Raw genomic sequence first — 14,532 nt, 5'->3', positions numbered from 1 at the left:
GTCACCCAATCCAACCGCACCTCCACCGCATCTACTCAACGCAGACACAGCAAAACGCCGCCAACATATCCCTTCCAGTCTCTATTCTATTGTCAATGAACCCCGGTCACCTAAACCGTCAACCCAACCGGGCCAAACACTCTAGAAAACCAGCCCGCTAAACTCAAGAACTTTCTGCCCCCGAAGCGGTGAACGGGGATATAGGCCCCTCACCAAAAACCGTCAATCCAAAAATGAAAAAAAGCGGCTTCTTTTTTCACATCGCCAGACAAAATCAGGAAGAAACAGCGGGAAACCGCCATTTCTTTTGATTTTCATAAAGTTGGCGAATCAGGGGGCGGCGTTTTTCGTATCTGACAGGGCGGCAGATTCGACCTTGTCCCCCACAACGATTCCCAGCTTTTCCGTCAGGCCACCCTGCAGTTCCAGCGTCGCGCGCACCGGCCCATGGCTGCTGATATGCGCAAGGCTGAGCGGGACGGCATTTTCAACGATGGAGGAAATCTGGTTATCCGCGCCGATAAAGACGATGTCGAGCGGCACAAGCGTGTGCTGCATCCACATGTCGCTCTGGCGTGGAAAGGACCAGACAAAGATCATGCCGCCATCCGCGGGCACGGATTTGCGATACATCTCCCCCACCTGCTGTTCGCGTGGGGTCATGGCCTTTTCCACTGAAAAGACATGCCGCACATTGTCATGGCCCGTGATGGTCAGTGCGACCTTGGGCAATTCCGCCTGTGCGTGGGTGGGTTCGCCCGTTTCCTGCGCATGCGTGGCAATCGGACCGCACAGCAACAGCCCACACAGACACGCGCCGACAATCCGGGCGGGCGTCATCACGGATGACTTCATCAATTCTCTCTCCAGCAATCGGTCCCTCCCGATCAGCGCAGAAAGAGGTTGCCCTGCCGTTCCGCCCCGATCGTGGTGGTCGGTCCATGACCGGGCAGGATCGTGACATCATCGCCAAGTGGAAGCAATTGCCGCACGATGGCTTCCTTCAGCACATCCGCATCGCCATAGGGGAAATCGGTGCGCCCGACCGATCCCTGGAACAGCGTATCGCCGACAAAGGCGAAGCGGGTCTGCGGATTGAAAAAGACGACATGCCCCGGCGTATGGCCGGGCACGTGCAGCACCCGGAATTCATGCCCGAGCAGTTCCAGACGTTCCCCATCGGTGACGAAACGATCGACATGGGCGTCATGCATGCCCTCCACGCCAAAGCGGGCGGCCTGCTGCGTTATGCTTTCAAGCAGGAACTGGTCGCGTGCATCCGGCCCGATCAGGGGAACCGTCTCCCCTCCCTGCCGCTCGCTGAGGGCTTTCCGCAGGGCATCGGCACCACCGGCATGGTCAAGGTGACCATGGGTCAGGATGATCGCATCGACCGTCAGGTTCCGGTCCGCGATCACCTGCAGCAGGCGGGGCACATCCCCCCCCGGATCGACGACAACCGCATGGCGCGAGCGCCGGTCCCACAGGATGGAACAGTTCTGGGCAAAGGCCGTAACCGGGACGACCTCCAGCGCAAGTGACGATGGCTGCGACATCTCGGGGCTACTCCTGTGGATCCATGTTGAGTGGATGGTCCCGTCATTGAGCCATAAACAGGCCGACGGGACCACCGTTTATCAGCGGATCTTGGGCAGCGGCCACCCCGTTGCGGGAATATCGAAGTGGGACGCCAGATTGTGATCGGGGATGTTGGTCAGATCCTTCTCCAGCTTTGCGACCACGGCGGGACGCGCCTCGACATCCAGATGGGCGATGATCTGGTGCATCACTTCGCCCGGCGCGGCGATGGCGAGGCCCGGGGCCTCCTTCTTGCGCACGGCGTCGTTCAGGTACGCCGCGATCACATTGCCATAGGCACCGTCATGGGGCGCCGTGGGGCCTTTCGCGTCATCGCTCTTGAGATGGGCGATCGTCGCAAGCCCATGTTCGCCATGCTTGAGGATACGGGCATGCAGGCTGTCGGCGACGACGTACCAGACGGGATCAACATAATTCATGAAATATCAACTCCTTGATATGGAACAAAACGCAGAGGACATGAAACCTCACGCCAGTGCGAGCGCACAGGCACGAACATGGAGACGAACGCAGGATATTTCCAGCAGGTGACGCCCCCGTATCCGTGCTGATAGAGTAGCCCTGCCATGACACAGACCCTCACCTCCCATGATCCGCTGGACCTCGCCATTGCGTGGGCCCGCACCGGACAGGCCACCGCCCTTGCCTGCGTCACCTCCACCTGGGGCAGTTCCCCGCGCCCCGCCGGCAGCATGATGAGTGTCAGCGCCACCGGCCGCATCGAAGGATCGGTCAGCGGTGGCTGCGTCGAAGGGGCGGTGATCGAGGAAGCGCGCGAGGTCATGCGCGACGGCCTGCCGCGCAGCCTGTCCTATGGCGTCAGCAGCGAGGACGCATGGTCCGTGGGGCTGGCCTGCGGCGGCCTGCTCGACGTGTATGTCGAATCGGTACGCACGCCCGAACATCCCGTCGGCACCCTGTCGCTCGACCTGCTTGAACAGATTTCCACCCTGCGCCGCGCGCGCCGGTCCATCATCCTTGCGACACGCCTGTCGGATGGGCGGCACATCATCCTGACCCGCACGGCCGATGGCGTGGAGGCACCCGATGCGTTGCCTGAGGATGCTGGTCATGTCGCCTCCCTGCGTGAAACAGCACGGCAGGCCTTCCACGCCGGCCGCAGCCTGCGTCATACCGACGCGCAGGAGGAGGCATGGTTCCTCCACCTCATCCCGATGCAGCCGCACCTGATGATCGTGGGCGCGGTCCATATCGCGCAGGTGCTGGCCCCCATGGCGCAGGCGGCGGGCTTTGCCGTGACGGTCATCGACCCGCGCACGCAACTGGCTACAGTGGAACGCTTCCCCGGCATCGCGCTGGATACACAATGGCCGGACGAAGCCCTCGACCATCTGCGCATCGACAACCAGACCGCGATCGTCACCCTGACGCATGACGCAAAGCTCGATGACCCGACGCTGCGCCATGCCCTGCGCGGGCCGGCCTTCTACATAGGGGCGCTGGGGTCGCGCAAGACACAGGCATCGCGGCTGGCGCGGCTGAAGGAAGACGGGTTTTCCGAGGACCAGGTCCGCCGCATCCATGGTCCCGTCGGGCTGGCCATCGGGGCGATCGGGGCGGCGGAAATCGCGCTGTCCATCCTGGCGGAAATCGTCGCGGTCCGCCGCAACGCGCCGCTGGGCCGTCATCCCGGCTGGGCATGATCGCCGACGCGCCCTGCGCCACGGACGCCGTCGTCCTTGCCGCGGGGCTGTCACGCCGGACATTTCCACGACACAAGCTGCTGGCCCGCGATGCGAATGGCCGCCCCATGATCGCGACGACCATCCGGCGCATACAGGCCAGCACCGTGCGGCGCATCATTATCGTGCTGGGCCACCGCGCGGATGAAGTGCACGACGCGCTCATGCCATGGCTGGATGCGCACCGTCCCCTCCCCCACCTGATCCATGCGCCTGATCATGCACGCGGCCTGTCCGCCAGCCTGTGCGCCGGGATCGAAGCCGCGCAGGCGGGCAGGGCGGATGCGGCGCTCATCTGCCTTGCCGACATGCCGCTGGTGCCGACGGGACTGCTGGACCGCATGATCGCGACCCATGCCGCCTGCCATCCATCCGCCGTCACGGTCATGCATGACGGGCGGCGCGGCCATCCCGTCCTGTGGGACCGGCGGATGTTTCCCGACCTGCTGCGGATTGATGGAGACCGTGGCGCGCGCGACCTGCTGCGCCGGATGGGCCACGGACTGCTGCAACTGGAGGCCGGGCCGGAAATCCATGAGGATTTCGACACGCCCGCACGGCTGGAGCGATTCTCCACCCTGTCGCCCGTTTCCTGAACACCCCGCTGCTCTCTTGACCTCGGGCGCGCGCATGGCACACAGGACGGGCGAGCGGGCGGCCATTCAGGCGATCGCTCCTTCACCACCCAGGGAACAGAACCATGAGCAAGATTATCCGCAGCGATTCGAACGACATCCTGTCCAAGGTCGTCGAATATCACGGCTTCCTCTTCACGCAGGGATTCGTGGCGCGCGACCTGTCCGCCGACATCACCGGGCAGACCAAGGACGTGCTGGAACAGATCGACGCCGCACTTGAGGCACACGGCACCGACAACACCCGCCTGCTGCAGGCCCAGATCTGGGTGAAGGACATCACCGAGCGCGACGCCCTGAACAAGGTCTGGAGCGCATGGCTGCCCAAGGGTGGCGCCCCGGCCCGCGCCTGCGTCGAAGCCAAGATGGCCCATCCCGACGTGCGCGTCGAAATCATGATCATCTGCACGAAATAATCCGTTCCGGCGGACCATGGCGAAGGGTGGCGGGGCACGAATCAAGTGTCACATTTATGCCACTCTTCGTCTCTACATGCTGATCTTCCCGTAGTGCGAATCAAGACATAAAGCCGTGAAAAGTGGCGCTGAAAGCAGATGTTTTTAGTCCTGTTAAGGAATATGTTCCTATTTTTTGGTTTCTGAGAGGCTTTTCTGCGAAAACTTGCGCACTCGTGATCGAGATGCGCCGCACAGGCTTGTCAGGATTGCAAACAGCTTGCTACTTCACATGGGCGGGATGCAACGACCCCTACGGCATAACCCAGAGGCGGAGACTTTAAGAGAATGCGGATCGGCAGTCTGAAGCGTGGCTTTTACCTATCCGCCTTTACAGCCTCTTTCGGGTTGCTGATATCGGGCACCACACAGGCCCGCACCGTTCGCCATGCCGCATCCCATCACACGGTCCCGCATGTCACGCATGCCGCAACCACGCATCGCAGCAGCATGTATCATGCGACCTACCGCACCCACCGTCATGAAACCGGCCACGTCATCCAGTGCGTTGCCTTCGCCAAGAGCGCGTCCAACGTCATGATCCGCGGCAACGCGGCCGACTGGTGGCGTAACGCCGCAGGCCGCTATGCCCGTGGCAACACGCCCGAGGAAGGCAGCATCCTGAACTTCCGCGCCACGCGCCGGATGCCGCTGGGCCATGTCGCCGTTGTCCGGCAACTGGTGGACAGCCGGACGGTCATCATCGACCAGTCGCATTGGGGACAACGCGGCGTCAGCCGGAATGTTTCCGTCATCGACGTCTCCCCCAACAATGACTGGTCCGCCGTGCGCGTTGCACTCAACAGCCGCAACGGCGCATTCGGCAGCATCTATCCCACCTATGGCTTCATCTATGGCCGCCCCGAAGGCAGCGGCCGTGGCAACACCAGCCAGCAGGTCGATATGATGACCGCCTACCAGCAGGTTGACCGCCAGCCCATCGCCACCAGCCGCAAGGGCCATCATGCGGTGACCGAAATCGCGGAAGCCCCCGAACCCGTTTCCACGGATTCGTCCTCCCTCGCCTTCGAAGACGACGCACCCAACCGTTCCTGGGAATAACCGGGAACGCGGCAGCGCTGGCGCGCCGCACTTCGACGTCGGGTCAGGATATAGCCTGAAGTCATGAAAGTTTCTGGATGCCGCCTTTTTTAAAAAAGGCGGCATTCTTTTTAAAGCTTTTACGACGTCATCAGCCGAATCAAGCGATGGCTGTCACACACCGGGCCGTCCGGCCCGGTGATAGGGATGGCCGGTCGCGATCGCCCGTGCACGATACAACTGCTCCGCCAGAAGCCCCCGCACCAGCATGTGCGGCCATGTCATCGCCCCCAGCGACAGGGTTTCATCCGCGCGTTCGATGACGCAGCCATCAAGCCCTTCCGCCCCACCGATCAGGAAACAGATGGGACGTGACAGGCCCATCCAGCGTTCCAGCGCCCGGGCGAAGGACAGGCTGTCATAGGTGCTGCCGCCCTCATCCATCGCCACGACCTGCGCACGCGCGGGCAGCGCCGCCAGCAGCGCCTGCCCCTCACGTCGCTTGGCCTCTCCCGCCGCACCACGCCCTTCGGGCACTTCCGTCAGCTTGAGGCGCGGGGAAAGACGTTCGGCATAGCGGTTGAACAGGTCCTTTTCGACCCGGTCCTTCATCCGCCCGATGGCAATCATGTGCAGCAAGGCTGTATCAGCCCAGCGGATCGACAGGCTCTTCGGGGGGGGTATCGAGTTCCTTGCCCCACATCCGTTCCAGGCCATACATCTCGCGCGCTTCGGCCTTGAACAGGTGGACGATGATGTCGCCTGCGTCGATCAGGACCCAGTCGGACCCGTTGGCCCCCTCGATCAGCACGCGCTTGAGCCCGACTTCGCGCAGCTTGCGCTCGATATGCGACGCCATGGCCGTGATCTGGCGGTCCGCAACACCGGTGGCGATCACCATGCGATCGGCAAAGGCCGCGCGCCCGCGCAGGTCCAGCACGACGATATCCTCGCCCTTGTCATCGGACAGGCTGTTCGTGATGATCTCCAGATAGGTCTCGACCTTCGGGTCGATCACCGGTTCGCGCTGTTCCGATGCGGCAGGGCCGGCGACGGCGGCTTTCTTGCGCGGGGTGCCCGGCGCGGTGACCGCACTGCCCAACGGGGCGACGGATGCTGCTGCGGTCTTGGTGCCCGTACGGCGTTTTGCACCCGTTTCGGCTGAAGGCTTCCTGATGATGGCTCTCACTCCTGTCGGGGTGCCCGCGCATGCCCGGCAGGCATGGTCAGGCCGGGCGGTGGCCAGATGCACGTATTTCTGTCGCTGATATAGCGTTCTGCGGCGCGGGAAGAAAGACCCATGCGCATCCGCCATATCGTGTCAGGACCGGCGCTTCACGCGCGGGACGGCGCGCCGACGCCATATAGCGCGCGACCAGCCCCCGCAATGCCGCCGGATTATAGCCCGGGCGCGGCAGGATCGCGACCGGCACAAGCTGCATGATCCGCCGCCACTGCCGCCAGCGCGCCATCTGCGCCAGGCCATCCGCCCCCATCAGCCAGACAAAGCGGGCACAGGGAAAACGCCGTCTCAACTGCGTAATCGTATCAACCGTGTAACGGGTTCCCATGCGGCTTTCGATATCCGTGGCGATGATCCGCCGCCCGAACGGGGCGACACGCCTACGGGCCTGTTCCAGCCGCTGCTTCTGCGGGGCCATGCCCGCCACGGGCTTCAGCGGATTCCCCGGCGACACGAGCAGCCAGACCTGATCAAGAGCCAACTGCCGCAGCGCACGGCAGGCCAGTTGGATATGTCCCTCATGGATGGGATTGAACGACCCGCCCAGCAGCCCGATACGCGTCCGGCGACGATCCCCGCGCACGGGTATGGTGGAAGAAGCCTCCGTCATGCCACAGACATCGCGCGTTTCAGGGACGGACCTGTCCGGTGCCGATCACCTCGTAACGGAACGTGGTCAACTGCTCCAGCCCGACAGGGCCGCGGGCATGGAAACGCCCGGTGGCGATGCCGATTTCCGCCCCGAACCCGAACTCCCCCCCGTCACAGAACTGGGTGGAGGCATTCCACATGACCACCGCGCTGTCGGTTTCATTCAGGAAACGCGTCGCGACAGCAGCATCTTCGGTAATGATGGCCTCGGTATGGGAACTGCCATAACGCACGATATGGGCCAGCGCGTCATCAATCCCGTCCACCACGGCAACCGACATGACCGCATCGAGCCATTCGGTGGCGAAATCCTGCTCCGTCGCGGGCGGCAGGTCGGGCACGATGGCGCGTGCGCGTGCATCGGCACGGAACGTACAGCCCTTCGTCGCCAGGTCCTCCACCAGTCCGGGCAGAAGCATCGGGGCGATCGCGCTGTCGATCAGCAGCGTCTCCGTCGCACCACAGATGCCCGTGCGCCGCATCTTGGCGTTAAGCACGATGCGCCGCGCCATTTCAGGGTCGGCGGCGGCATGGATATAGGTATGGCACAGCCCTTCGGCATGGGACAGGACCGGCACGCGGGCTTCGCGGCACACGCGCTCCACCAGTGACTTGCCCCCGCGCGGGATCAGCAGGTCGATCAGGCCGGATGCCGCCAGCATGTCGGCCACATGGCGGCGGTCGGCATCGGGAGGGATCTGCACCGCATCCACCGGCAGGCCGGCCGCCCGCAGGCCCGCCTGCATCGCAGCGTGGATCACGCGCGCGCTGTTGAGGCTGTCGGACCCGCCGCGCAGGATCACCGCATTGCCCGACTTGATGCACAGGGCGGCGGCATCGGCCCCCACGTTGGGGCGGCTTTCGTAAATCATGCCGATCACACCGACCGGCGTTGCGACACGGCGTATTTTCAGCCCGTTGGGGCGGCTCCATTCCGACAGCACGCGGCCGACCGGATCAGGCAATTGCGCGACATCTTCCAGCCCCTTTGCCATCGCCTCGATCCGTGCATCATCAAGGGTCAGGCGATCGCGGAAGGAAGCCGCGCCGGAAAACGCCGCCACGTCGCGCGCATTGGCCGCCAGCAGTTCGGCGCGCGCCGCACGCAGCGCCGTCGCCGCATGGCGCAGGGCCGCATTACGCTGCTCCGTCGGGCTGTGGCCCAGCATACGGCCCGCAGCGCGGGCGCGCCGGGCCATGTCGGCCACAACCGTGGGCGCGCTCTCGGGAACCGGGGCATGATCCATGGATGTGGACGTGGTGGAAGTCGTCATGCCCGTGGGTTTCCCTGTCATTTACTGCAGGATGCGGATCACCGGACCCCCATCCCACCCTGCCTCAGACGTTGAAGCGGAACAGCAGGACGTCGCCATCCTGCACCACATAGTCACGTCCTTCGATTCGCAGCTTGCCGGCCTCTTTCGCGCCAGCTTCGCCATTGCACTGGATATAGTCGTCATACGCAACGGTTTCGCAGGCGATGAAGCCACGTTCGAAATCATTGTGAATGACGGCGGCGGCCTGTGGCGCGCGCATCCCGGCCGTAATCGTCCACGCCCGCGTCTCCTTCGGGCCGACCGTGAAGTACGTCCGCAGGCCCAGCAGGCGGTACCCCGCCGCGATCACGCGATCCAGTCCGCTGTCACTCAGGCCCAGCCCTTCGAGGAATTCGGTGCGGTCCTCGGCGCCCAACTGGCTGACTTCCGCCTCGATCGCGGCGGAAACGACCACCACGGCCGCCCCTTCGGCCTCGGCACGGGCGCGGACGCTGTCGGAAAATGCATTGCCGGTCGCGGCCGATCCCTCGTCCACGTTGCAGACATACAGCACCGGCTTGGACGTCATCAGGTTCAGGCGGCGCACCGCTTCTTCCTGCCCCTCGGGGATGGCGCTGCGGGCGGGCCTGCCCTCACGCAGGGCGGCGATCAGCGGTTCCATCAGTTCGACCTGGGCCGCCGCCTCACGGTCGTTGCCGCGCGCCTTCTTCTGCAGCGCGACGATCCGCTTTTCCAGCGACTCGAGGTCGGCCAGCATCAGTTCCGTCTCGATGATCTCCGCATCGCGCAGCGGATCGACCCCGCCCTCGACATGGGTGATGTCATCGTCCTCGAAACAGCGCAGGACGTGGATGATGGCGTCAACCTCGCGGATATTGGCCAGGAACTGGTTGCCCAGCCCCTCGCCACGCGATGCGCCACGCACAAGGCCCGCGATATCGACGAATTCAAGGCTGGTCGGCAGGATCTTCTGCGACTTGCCGATACGCGCCAGTTCCGCCAGCCTCGGGTCGGGCACGGCGACACGCCCGACATTCGGCTCGATGGTGCAGAAGGGATAATTCGCCGCCTGCGCCGAGGCCGTTTCGGTCAAGGCGTTGAACAGCGTGGACTTGCCGACATTCGGCAGCCCCACGATCCCGCAGTTGAAGCCCATATCCCCTATTCCCCCGTATGGCTGGCCATTCTGGTCATGAACAGTTCCGGCTGCCCGTCCGCAAGCAGCGCCGCCGTATCCGACAGCGCATCAAGCATGGGGTCGAGCCACAGCCGGTCATCGCGCGAAAAATCGCCCAGCACATGCCCCGTCACCCTCTCCCGGGAGCCGGGATGGCCGATACCGATCCGCACACGCCAGTAATCCTGTGTGCCAAGCATGCGGTCCATGGACCGCAGCCCGTTATGTCCTGCCGCCCCGCCACCGCGCTTGACGCGGATACGGCCGGGGGCAAGGTCAAGTTCATCATGAAATGCCGTGATGGCATCGGCCGACAGCTTGTAGAAGGCCGCCGCCTGCTGAACACTCTCACCCGAGAGGTTCATATAGGTCTGCGGCTTGAGGAGCATGACCTTGTGGCGGCCGATATGCCCTTCGCTGACCTCGCCGCGAAAGCGCTTGCGCCACGGGGAGAACCCGTGGCGCTCGGCGATCCGGTCAACGGCCATGAACCCGACATTGTGGCGATTCCGGCTCATCCCCGGTTCGGGGTTCCCCAATCCGGTCCAGAGGAGCATGGCGTCTCTCCAGTCGTGTCAGGTTCGCGTTATCAGCCAGCGGCTTCCGGGGTCTCGGCTTCCGCAGCCTCTTCCTCGACATCGACGGTCGGCGCGGCGATCGTGGCAATGACGAAGTTCGGGATGTGCTGGACCGGCACGACATGTTCCGTGCCCTTGAGGTCTTCCCAGCGCACGTTGTCATGGATGTCGAGCTTCGACAGGTCCGCGCTGAAGCCTTCGGGCATGTTGGCGGGGTCGGCCACGACGTCCACGGTGTGACGCACGATGTTCAGCACGCCGCCGCGCTTGATGCCGGGGGAGGTTTCTTCACCGGTGAAGGTGATGGCCACTTCGACATGCACCTTCTGCCCTTCGGCAAGGCGCTGGTAGTCAACATGCAGCGGGGCATCGGACACCGGGTGCAACTGGATTTCGCGCAGCAGCGCGTGCTCCGTCTTGCTGCCGTCGATGGAGATGTCATAGATGCGCGAACGCCAGCCCGGCTTGTGCAGTTCGCGCGCCACGATGCGCGGATCAAGCGCGATCAGCGCGGCTTCCTGCTTGCCACCATAGATGACACCGGGAACAAGCCCGGCACGTCTCGTCGCCCGCGCTGCCCCCTTACCAGCCTTCGCGCGCGAAGAAACATCGATTTTCGTGAATTTGGTCACTTGTCTGCTCCTGAAACACAAGGCGCGCCGGCCTCCAGGGGTGCCAGCGCGTGCGCGGCCTTTAACGGAAAAAGCCGCCAGATGCAACGCCAGCCCGCATTTTCACGCCATCCGGCCGGGCAGTGCGTTTCAGGACATCTTTCAGACCAACCACTTGATAAAAATAACAGTTTCCGGGCACCGCCTTTTGATCGAAAAAGGCGGCATTCTTCGAAGCTTTCTGAAAAAAGCTTCACCGGAAACTTCTTTACGATTTATCGGGCCTTCAGGAAAACGCCGTCAGTTCCCACGGCTTTCCCTCGCCCTCGGGCTGTGCCCACATCGGCGTGGCGTTGGGCAGGCGCACATTGGGCTTCAGCCCCATTGCCGCGCGCAGGGCGCGGAACATGCCGCCATGACACACGACAAGCGGCACACCGGGCGCCTGTGTGGCGCGATTGATGGCCGAGACCGCGCGTTCACGCAGTTCGGCAAAGCTTTCGCCGTCGGCGGGGGTATATTTACCGGCAATCCAGCTATCGTACCAGTCCCCCATCGGCTTGCCTTCCTCCGCGCCGAAGCAGACTTCCTTCAGCCCGTCGTCAAGCTGCACCTCGAACCGGGGTGCGCCATGCTGCGCCAGCACCTCCGCCACGATTTCGGCCGTGCGCCGGGCACGGCCCAGCGGGGAGGAAACGATACGCGCGATCGGATGTGCGCCCAGATGCCGCGACAGCACCAACCCGGCCTGCCGCGCCTGCTCCACCCCCCGGGCATTGAGCGGGATGTCGGTCCGGCCCTGTGAACGCCCTTCGGCATTCCAGTCCGTCTCCCCATGTCGCAGATACCAGTAGGGCCGTGCGAGCAGGTCCGTCATCAGCAGGTTCCTTCTTGAGTGGCTCTGTGGGCGATAGCCTCCACATGGCTGGGGGTCAATTCAATCCCCCGACACACTATGAAATAAATCTGTCCCGGTCAGTGACGCCGGTCAATGGCGGCATCAGTCGAACAGCGACGACACCGAACTTTCATCGGACACCGCGCGCATCGCGCGCGACAGCAGGTTGGCGGTGCTGATCTGGCGGATATTGTGCGACTGGCGCACGTCTTCCGTCTTGGCGATGCTGTCGGTCAGGGTCAGCATCTGCAGCGGCGACTGCCCGATGCGGCTGACCGCCCCCCCCGTCAGCACGCCATGGGTCACATACGCCTCCACCGCCGCGGCGCCATGGCGCATCAGCGCTTCGGCCGCATTGCACAGCGACCCGCCGCTATCGACGATATCGTCCACAAGGACGCAGTACCGGCCGCGCACGTCACCGATCACGTTCATCACCTCCGACACGCCCGCGCGCTCACGCCGCTTGTCGATGATGGCAAGATCCACGTTCAGGCGCTGCGCCAGCTGGCGCGCCCGCACCACGCCGCCCACGTCGGGGGAGACGATCATCAGGTTGTGCGGGCCGCCGGGGATGTTGAGATCCGGCGCTTCGTAAGGCAGCGGCGCCTCCTGCCCCATCCGGCCCTTGATGTCGCGGGTGAACAGCGGGGCGGCATACAGGTTGTCCACGGGAATGTCGAAGAACCCCTGGATCTGCATGGCGTGCAGGTCCATCGTCAGGATGCGGTTGGCCCCGGCTTCGACCAGGATGTTGGCGACCAGTTTCGCGCTGATGGGGGTGCGGGGGCCGGATTTGCGATCCTGCCGGGCATAGCCGAAATAGGGCATGACCGCCGTGATGCGCCGGGCCGAGCCACGACGCAGCGCGTCGAGCATGATCAGCAGTTCCATCAGGTTGTCATTGGTGGGCGAGCAGGTGCTCTGGATGACAAACACATCCTCGCCACGCACGTTCTCATGGATCTCGACAAAGATTTCCATGTCGGCGAAGCGACGGACGGTCACGTCGCACAAGGGCATCCCCAGTTCGACCGCAACTTTTTCAGCAAGGGGCAGATTACTGTTACAGGCGACGATTTTCATCTTGCGACGTTCCCGGACGACGTGAGGCGAAGCGGCCGTGGCAGGCCACTTCCGTTTTCATGGATCGGCCGGGTTCTAGCAATCGCGCCAGTCCCTGTCACCACCGCACCCCCCGAAGATGGGCCTGAACACATCAACGCGGACCTGCGTCGCGAACACGCCTGTCCATCGTGGCGTGGCGGCCACACTCCGCCCGCCATTACCGCGTGGGCGGAAGCGTGACCCCAGGCAGGCGCCGCGCGGGCGCGGCCTGGGTGGGGGCGGCCGGGGCGGGGGCGACCGGGGCGCTCGGGGTGGTAACGGGGACTGTCGTGGCGGGCGCTGCCACCGCAGGCGGCGTCGTGACGGTCGGGGTAACGGGCGCGGGGGCCACCGGCATGGCAGGTGCAGGCGTCACGGGCGCAGACGGCATGGCGGGCGCGGGTGTTGCCGGAGCAGAGGCCACGGGTGCTGCCTTTATGGATGTGGGCGATGCGGAAGCAACCGGGGTCGTTGCCACCGGGACCACGGGCGGCTTTGGCGCGACCGGGGCGGAAGCCGCCGGCACGGTGGGCGCGGTAGCGGGCGCCCCTGCCGTGACGGGCGGAACGACGCGCGTACGGCGCGTCACGGCGGGATGTGTGGCAGCACCCGCCGGGGGGGCACCAACGGGGACGTTGGCTGGCGCGGCACTGGCCGACAGCGGCGCATTGTCGCGCCCGGAATAACGCGTGATGATCTGCCGCACGCCACCGGCCGCTTCCTCGCCCGCAGCTTCGGCGGCGTCGCCCCATTTCCCGTCGAGCGTATGCGCGGCGATATCATGGATCTGGGTCGCCGCCCCGGCTTCCTTGCCGTGCGGGTCGGTCACGCGCCATGTCAGCGTCAGGCGCTGGCGTGCCGGGCCCGTGGCGGGCAACTGGGTCACGACCACGGTGCACAGGACGGTGAAATCGGCACCGCCCTGCGTATGCTGGACCTGGTCATGCGCATCGCGCAGGGAGGCGGAAAAGGCACGCGCAAGGGCCGCATCCCCATCGCCCGGCGCGCCCCGGACCCCCTGGAAGAACACATGGGCGGGCCGGTTCTTCAGGCTGTTGGGATCCTTCTGCATCTGGGCGGCCTGAATACCGGTCAGCAGGGCCGCAACCTCCGGCGCGGCCTGTGCCGCGGACGTCTGCATCACCGCGTCGGACCCGGCGGACCATGACGCGGCGGGCACGGGCGCGCCACTGGTCTGGCCCCGTACTTCGCCCTTGGGGGTAATCACGGCATAGGTCGGGACGACCACGTTTCCCTGCAGGCTCGCGGTCATGCGCAGCCACCAGTCCCCGGCCTTTGCAGGTTGTCCCACGGCGGGAACCGACTGGTCCAGCATGGCGGCGACCATGTCCTTCTGCCATGTCTGCGCGGCCATGTTGACCAGCAGCGCCTGCGTCGGCAGCGGTACCGCAAGGCGCGCCGGCGGTGCATTCGCAAGCTGCGACTGGCCCGCGCCACGGAATGGATGCGGCACGTCGAGACACCCGGCAAGAAGGCACAGGCCCGACATCGTCAGGGCCCTTACGCCATGCCTGAAAAACTTTACCCTCATGACGG

The 14,532-nt window shown here is 64.6% G+C and carries 17 protein-coding genes; 4 read left to right on the top strand and 13 right to left on the bottom strand.

Features of this window, described 5'->3' with window-relative positions:
- Positions 1-330 precede the first annotated feature (330 nt).
- From CFR72_RS02825 to CFR72_RS02815, 3 genes are all read right to left on the bottom strand, one after another.
- Entirely contained in the window at positions 331-855 is a 525-nt protein-coding gene (locus CFR72_RS02825) for a DUF192 domain-containing protein (protein ID WP_233044456.1), read from the bottom strand.
- Positions 856-887: 32 nt separating this feature from the next.
- A complete protein-coding gene (locus tag CFR72_RS02820; RefSeq protein ID WP_110912527.1) occupies positions 888-1,556 on the bottom strand; it encodes an MBL fold metallo-hydrolase in 669 nt (222 codons plus the stop codon).
- 81 nt (positions 1,557-1,637) lie between these two features.
- Entirely contained in the window at positions 1,638-2,018 is a 381-nt protein-coding gene (locus CFR72_RS02815; RefSeq protein ID WP_110912526.1) for a baeRF12 domain-containing protein, read from the bottom strand.
- Between the two features lie 147 nt (positions 2,019-2,165).
- Between CFR72_RS02815 and CFR72_RS02810 the strand changes: the two genes are divergently transcribed.
- From CFR72_RS02810 to CFR72_RS02795, 4 genes are all read left to right on the top strand, one after another.
- Positions 2,166-3,263, top strand: a complete 1,098-nt coding sequence (locus CFR72_RS02810; RefSeq protein ID WP_110912525.1) for an XdhC family protein — start codon at positions 2,166-2,168, stop codon at positions 3,261-3,263.
- On the top strand, positions 3,260-3,898 hold the full coding sequence (locus CFR72_RS02805) for a nucleotidyltransferase family protein (RefSeq protein ID WP_110912524.1): 639 nt from the start codon (positions 3,260-3,262) through the stop codon (positions 3,896-3,898). The genes CFR72_RS02810 and CFR72_RS02805 overlap by 4 nt, the downstream gene beginning before the upstream one ends.
- A gap of 104 nt (positions 3,899-4,002) precedes the next feature.
- A complete protein-coding gene (locus tag CFR72_RS02800; protein WP_110095492.1) occupies positions 4,003-4,353 on the top strand; it encodes a RidA family protein in 351 nt (116 codons plus the stop codon).
- 327 nt (positions 4,354-4,680) lie between these two features.
- On the top strand, positions 4,681-5,454 hold the full coding sequence (locus tag CFR72_RS02795; RefSeq protein ID WP_110912523.1) for a CHAP domain-containing protein: 774 nt from the start codon (positions 4,681-4,683) through the stop codon (positions 5,452-5,454).
- Positions 5,455-5,607: 153 nt separating this feature from the next.
- On the opposite strand, the gene CFR72_RS02790 is transcribed toward CFR72_RS02795, so the two are convergent.
- The 10 genes from CFR72_RS02790 to CFR72_RS02745 form a co-directional block, all read right to left on the bottom strand.
- Positions 5,608-6,063 (bottom strand): 23S rRNA (pseudouridine(1915)-N(3))-methyltransferase RlmH, encoded by a 456-nt coding sequence (locus CFR72_RS02790; RefSeq protein WP_193714028.1) that lies wholly within the window; start codon positions 6,061-6,063, stop codon positions 5,608-5,610.
- 16 nt (positions 6,064-6,079) lie between these two features.
- A complete protein-coding gene (gene rsfS, locus CFR72_RS02785; RefSeq protein ID WP_110912521.1) occupies positions 6,080-6,535 on the bottom strand; it encodes a ribosome silencing factor in 456 nt (151 codons plus the stop codon).
- Between the two features lie 124 nt (positions 6,536-6,659).
- Positions 6,660-7,286 (bottom strand): nicotinate-nucleotide adenylyltransferase, encoded by a 627-nt coding sequence (locus CFR72_RS02780; RefSeq protein WP_110912520.1) that lies wholly within the window; start codon positions 7,284-7,286, stop codon positions 6,660-6,662.
- Positions 7,287-7,305: 19 nt separating this feature from the next.
- Positions 7,306-8,574: a glutamate-5-semialdehyde dehydrogenase gene (locus CFR72_RS02775; RefSeq protein ID WP_110912519.1), complete on the bottom strand. Its 1,269-nt coding sequence runs from the start codon at positions 8,572-8,574 to the stop codon at positions 7,306-7,308.
- 91 nt (positions 8,575-8,665) lie between these two features.
- Positions 8,666-9,760 (bottom strand): redox-regulated ATPase YchF, encoded by a 1,095-nt coding sequence (gene ychF, locus CFR72_RS02770; protein ID WP_110912518.1) that lies wholly within the window; start codon positions 9,758-9,760, stop codon positions 8,666-8,668.
- Between the two features lie 5 nt (positions 9,761-9,765).
- On the bottom strand, positions 9,766-10,338 hold the full coding sequence (gene pth / locus CFR72_RS02765; protein WP_110912517.1) for an aminoacyl-tRNA hydrolase: 573 nt from the start codon (positions 10,336-10,338) through the stop codon (positions 9,766-9,768).
- A 32-nt stretch (positions 10,339-10,370) separates the two neighbouring features.
- On the bottom strand, positions 10,371-10,991 hold the full coding sequence (locus tag CFR72_RS02760; protein ID WP_110912516.1) for a 50S ribosomal protein L25/general stress protein Ctc: 621 nt from the start codon (positions 10,989-10,991) through the stop codon (positions 10,371-10,373).
- Positions 10,992-11,256: 265 nt separating this feature from the next.
- The gene (locus CFR72_RS02755; RefSeq protein WP_110912515.1) at positions 11,257-11,847 is read right to left on the bottom strand and encodes a histidine phosphatase family protein; all 591 of its coding nucleotides are present in this window, start codon (positions 11,845-11,847) and stop codon (positions 11,257-11,259) included.
- Positions 11,848-11,970: 123 nt separating this feature from the next.
- Positions 11,971-12,954, bottom strand: coding sequence for a ribose-phosphate pyrophosphokinase (locus CFR72_RS02750; RefSeq protein ID WP_110912514.1), 984 nt, complete (start codon positions 12,952-12,954; stop codon positions 11,971-11,973).
- A gap of 199 nt (positions 12,955-13,153) precedes the next feature.
- Positions 13,154-14,527, bottom strand: coding sequence for a hypothetical protein (locus tag CFR72_RS02745; RefSeq protein ID WP_110912555.1), 1,374 nt, complete (start codon positions 14,525-14,527; stop codon positions 13,154-13,156).
- Positions 14,528-14,532 lie beyond the last annotated feature (5 nt).

The sequence above is a fragment of the Gluconacetobacter entanii genome (assembly GCF_003206495.1).
Lineage (GTDB): Bacteria > Pseudomonadota > Alphaproteobacteria > Acetobacterales > Acetobacteraceae > Novacetimonas > Novacetimonas entanii.
Note: the sequence above shows the minus strand (reverse complement) of the source record. Positions and strands in the feature narration are given on the sequence as shown.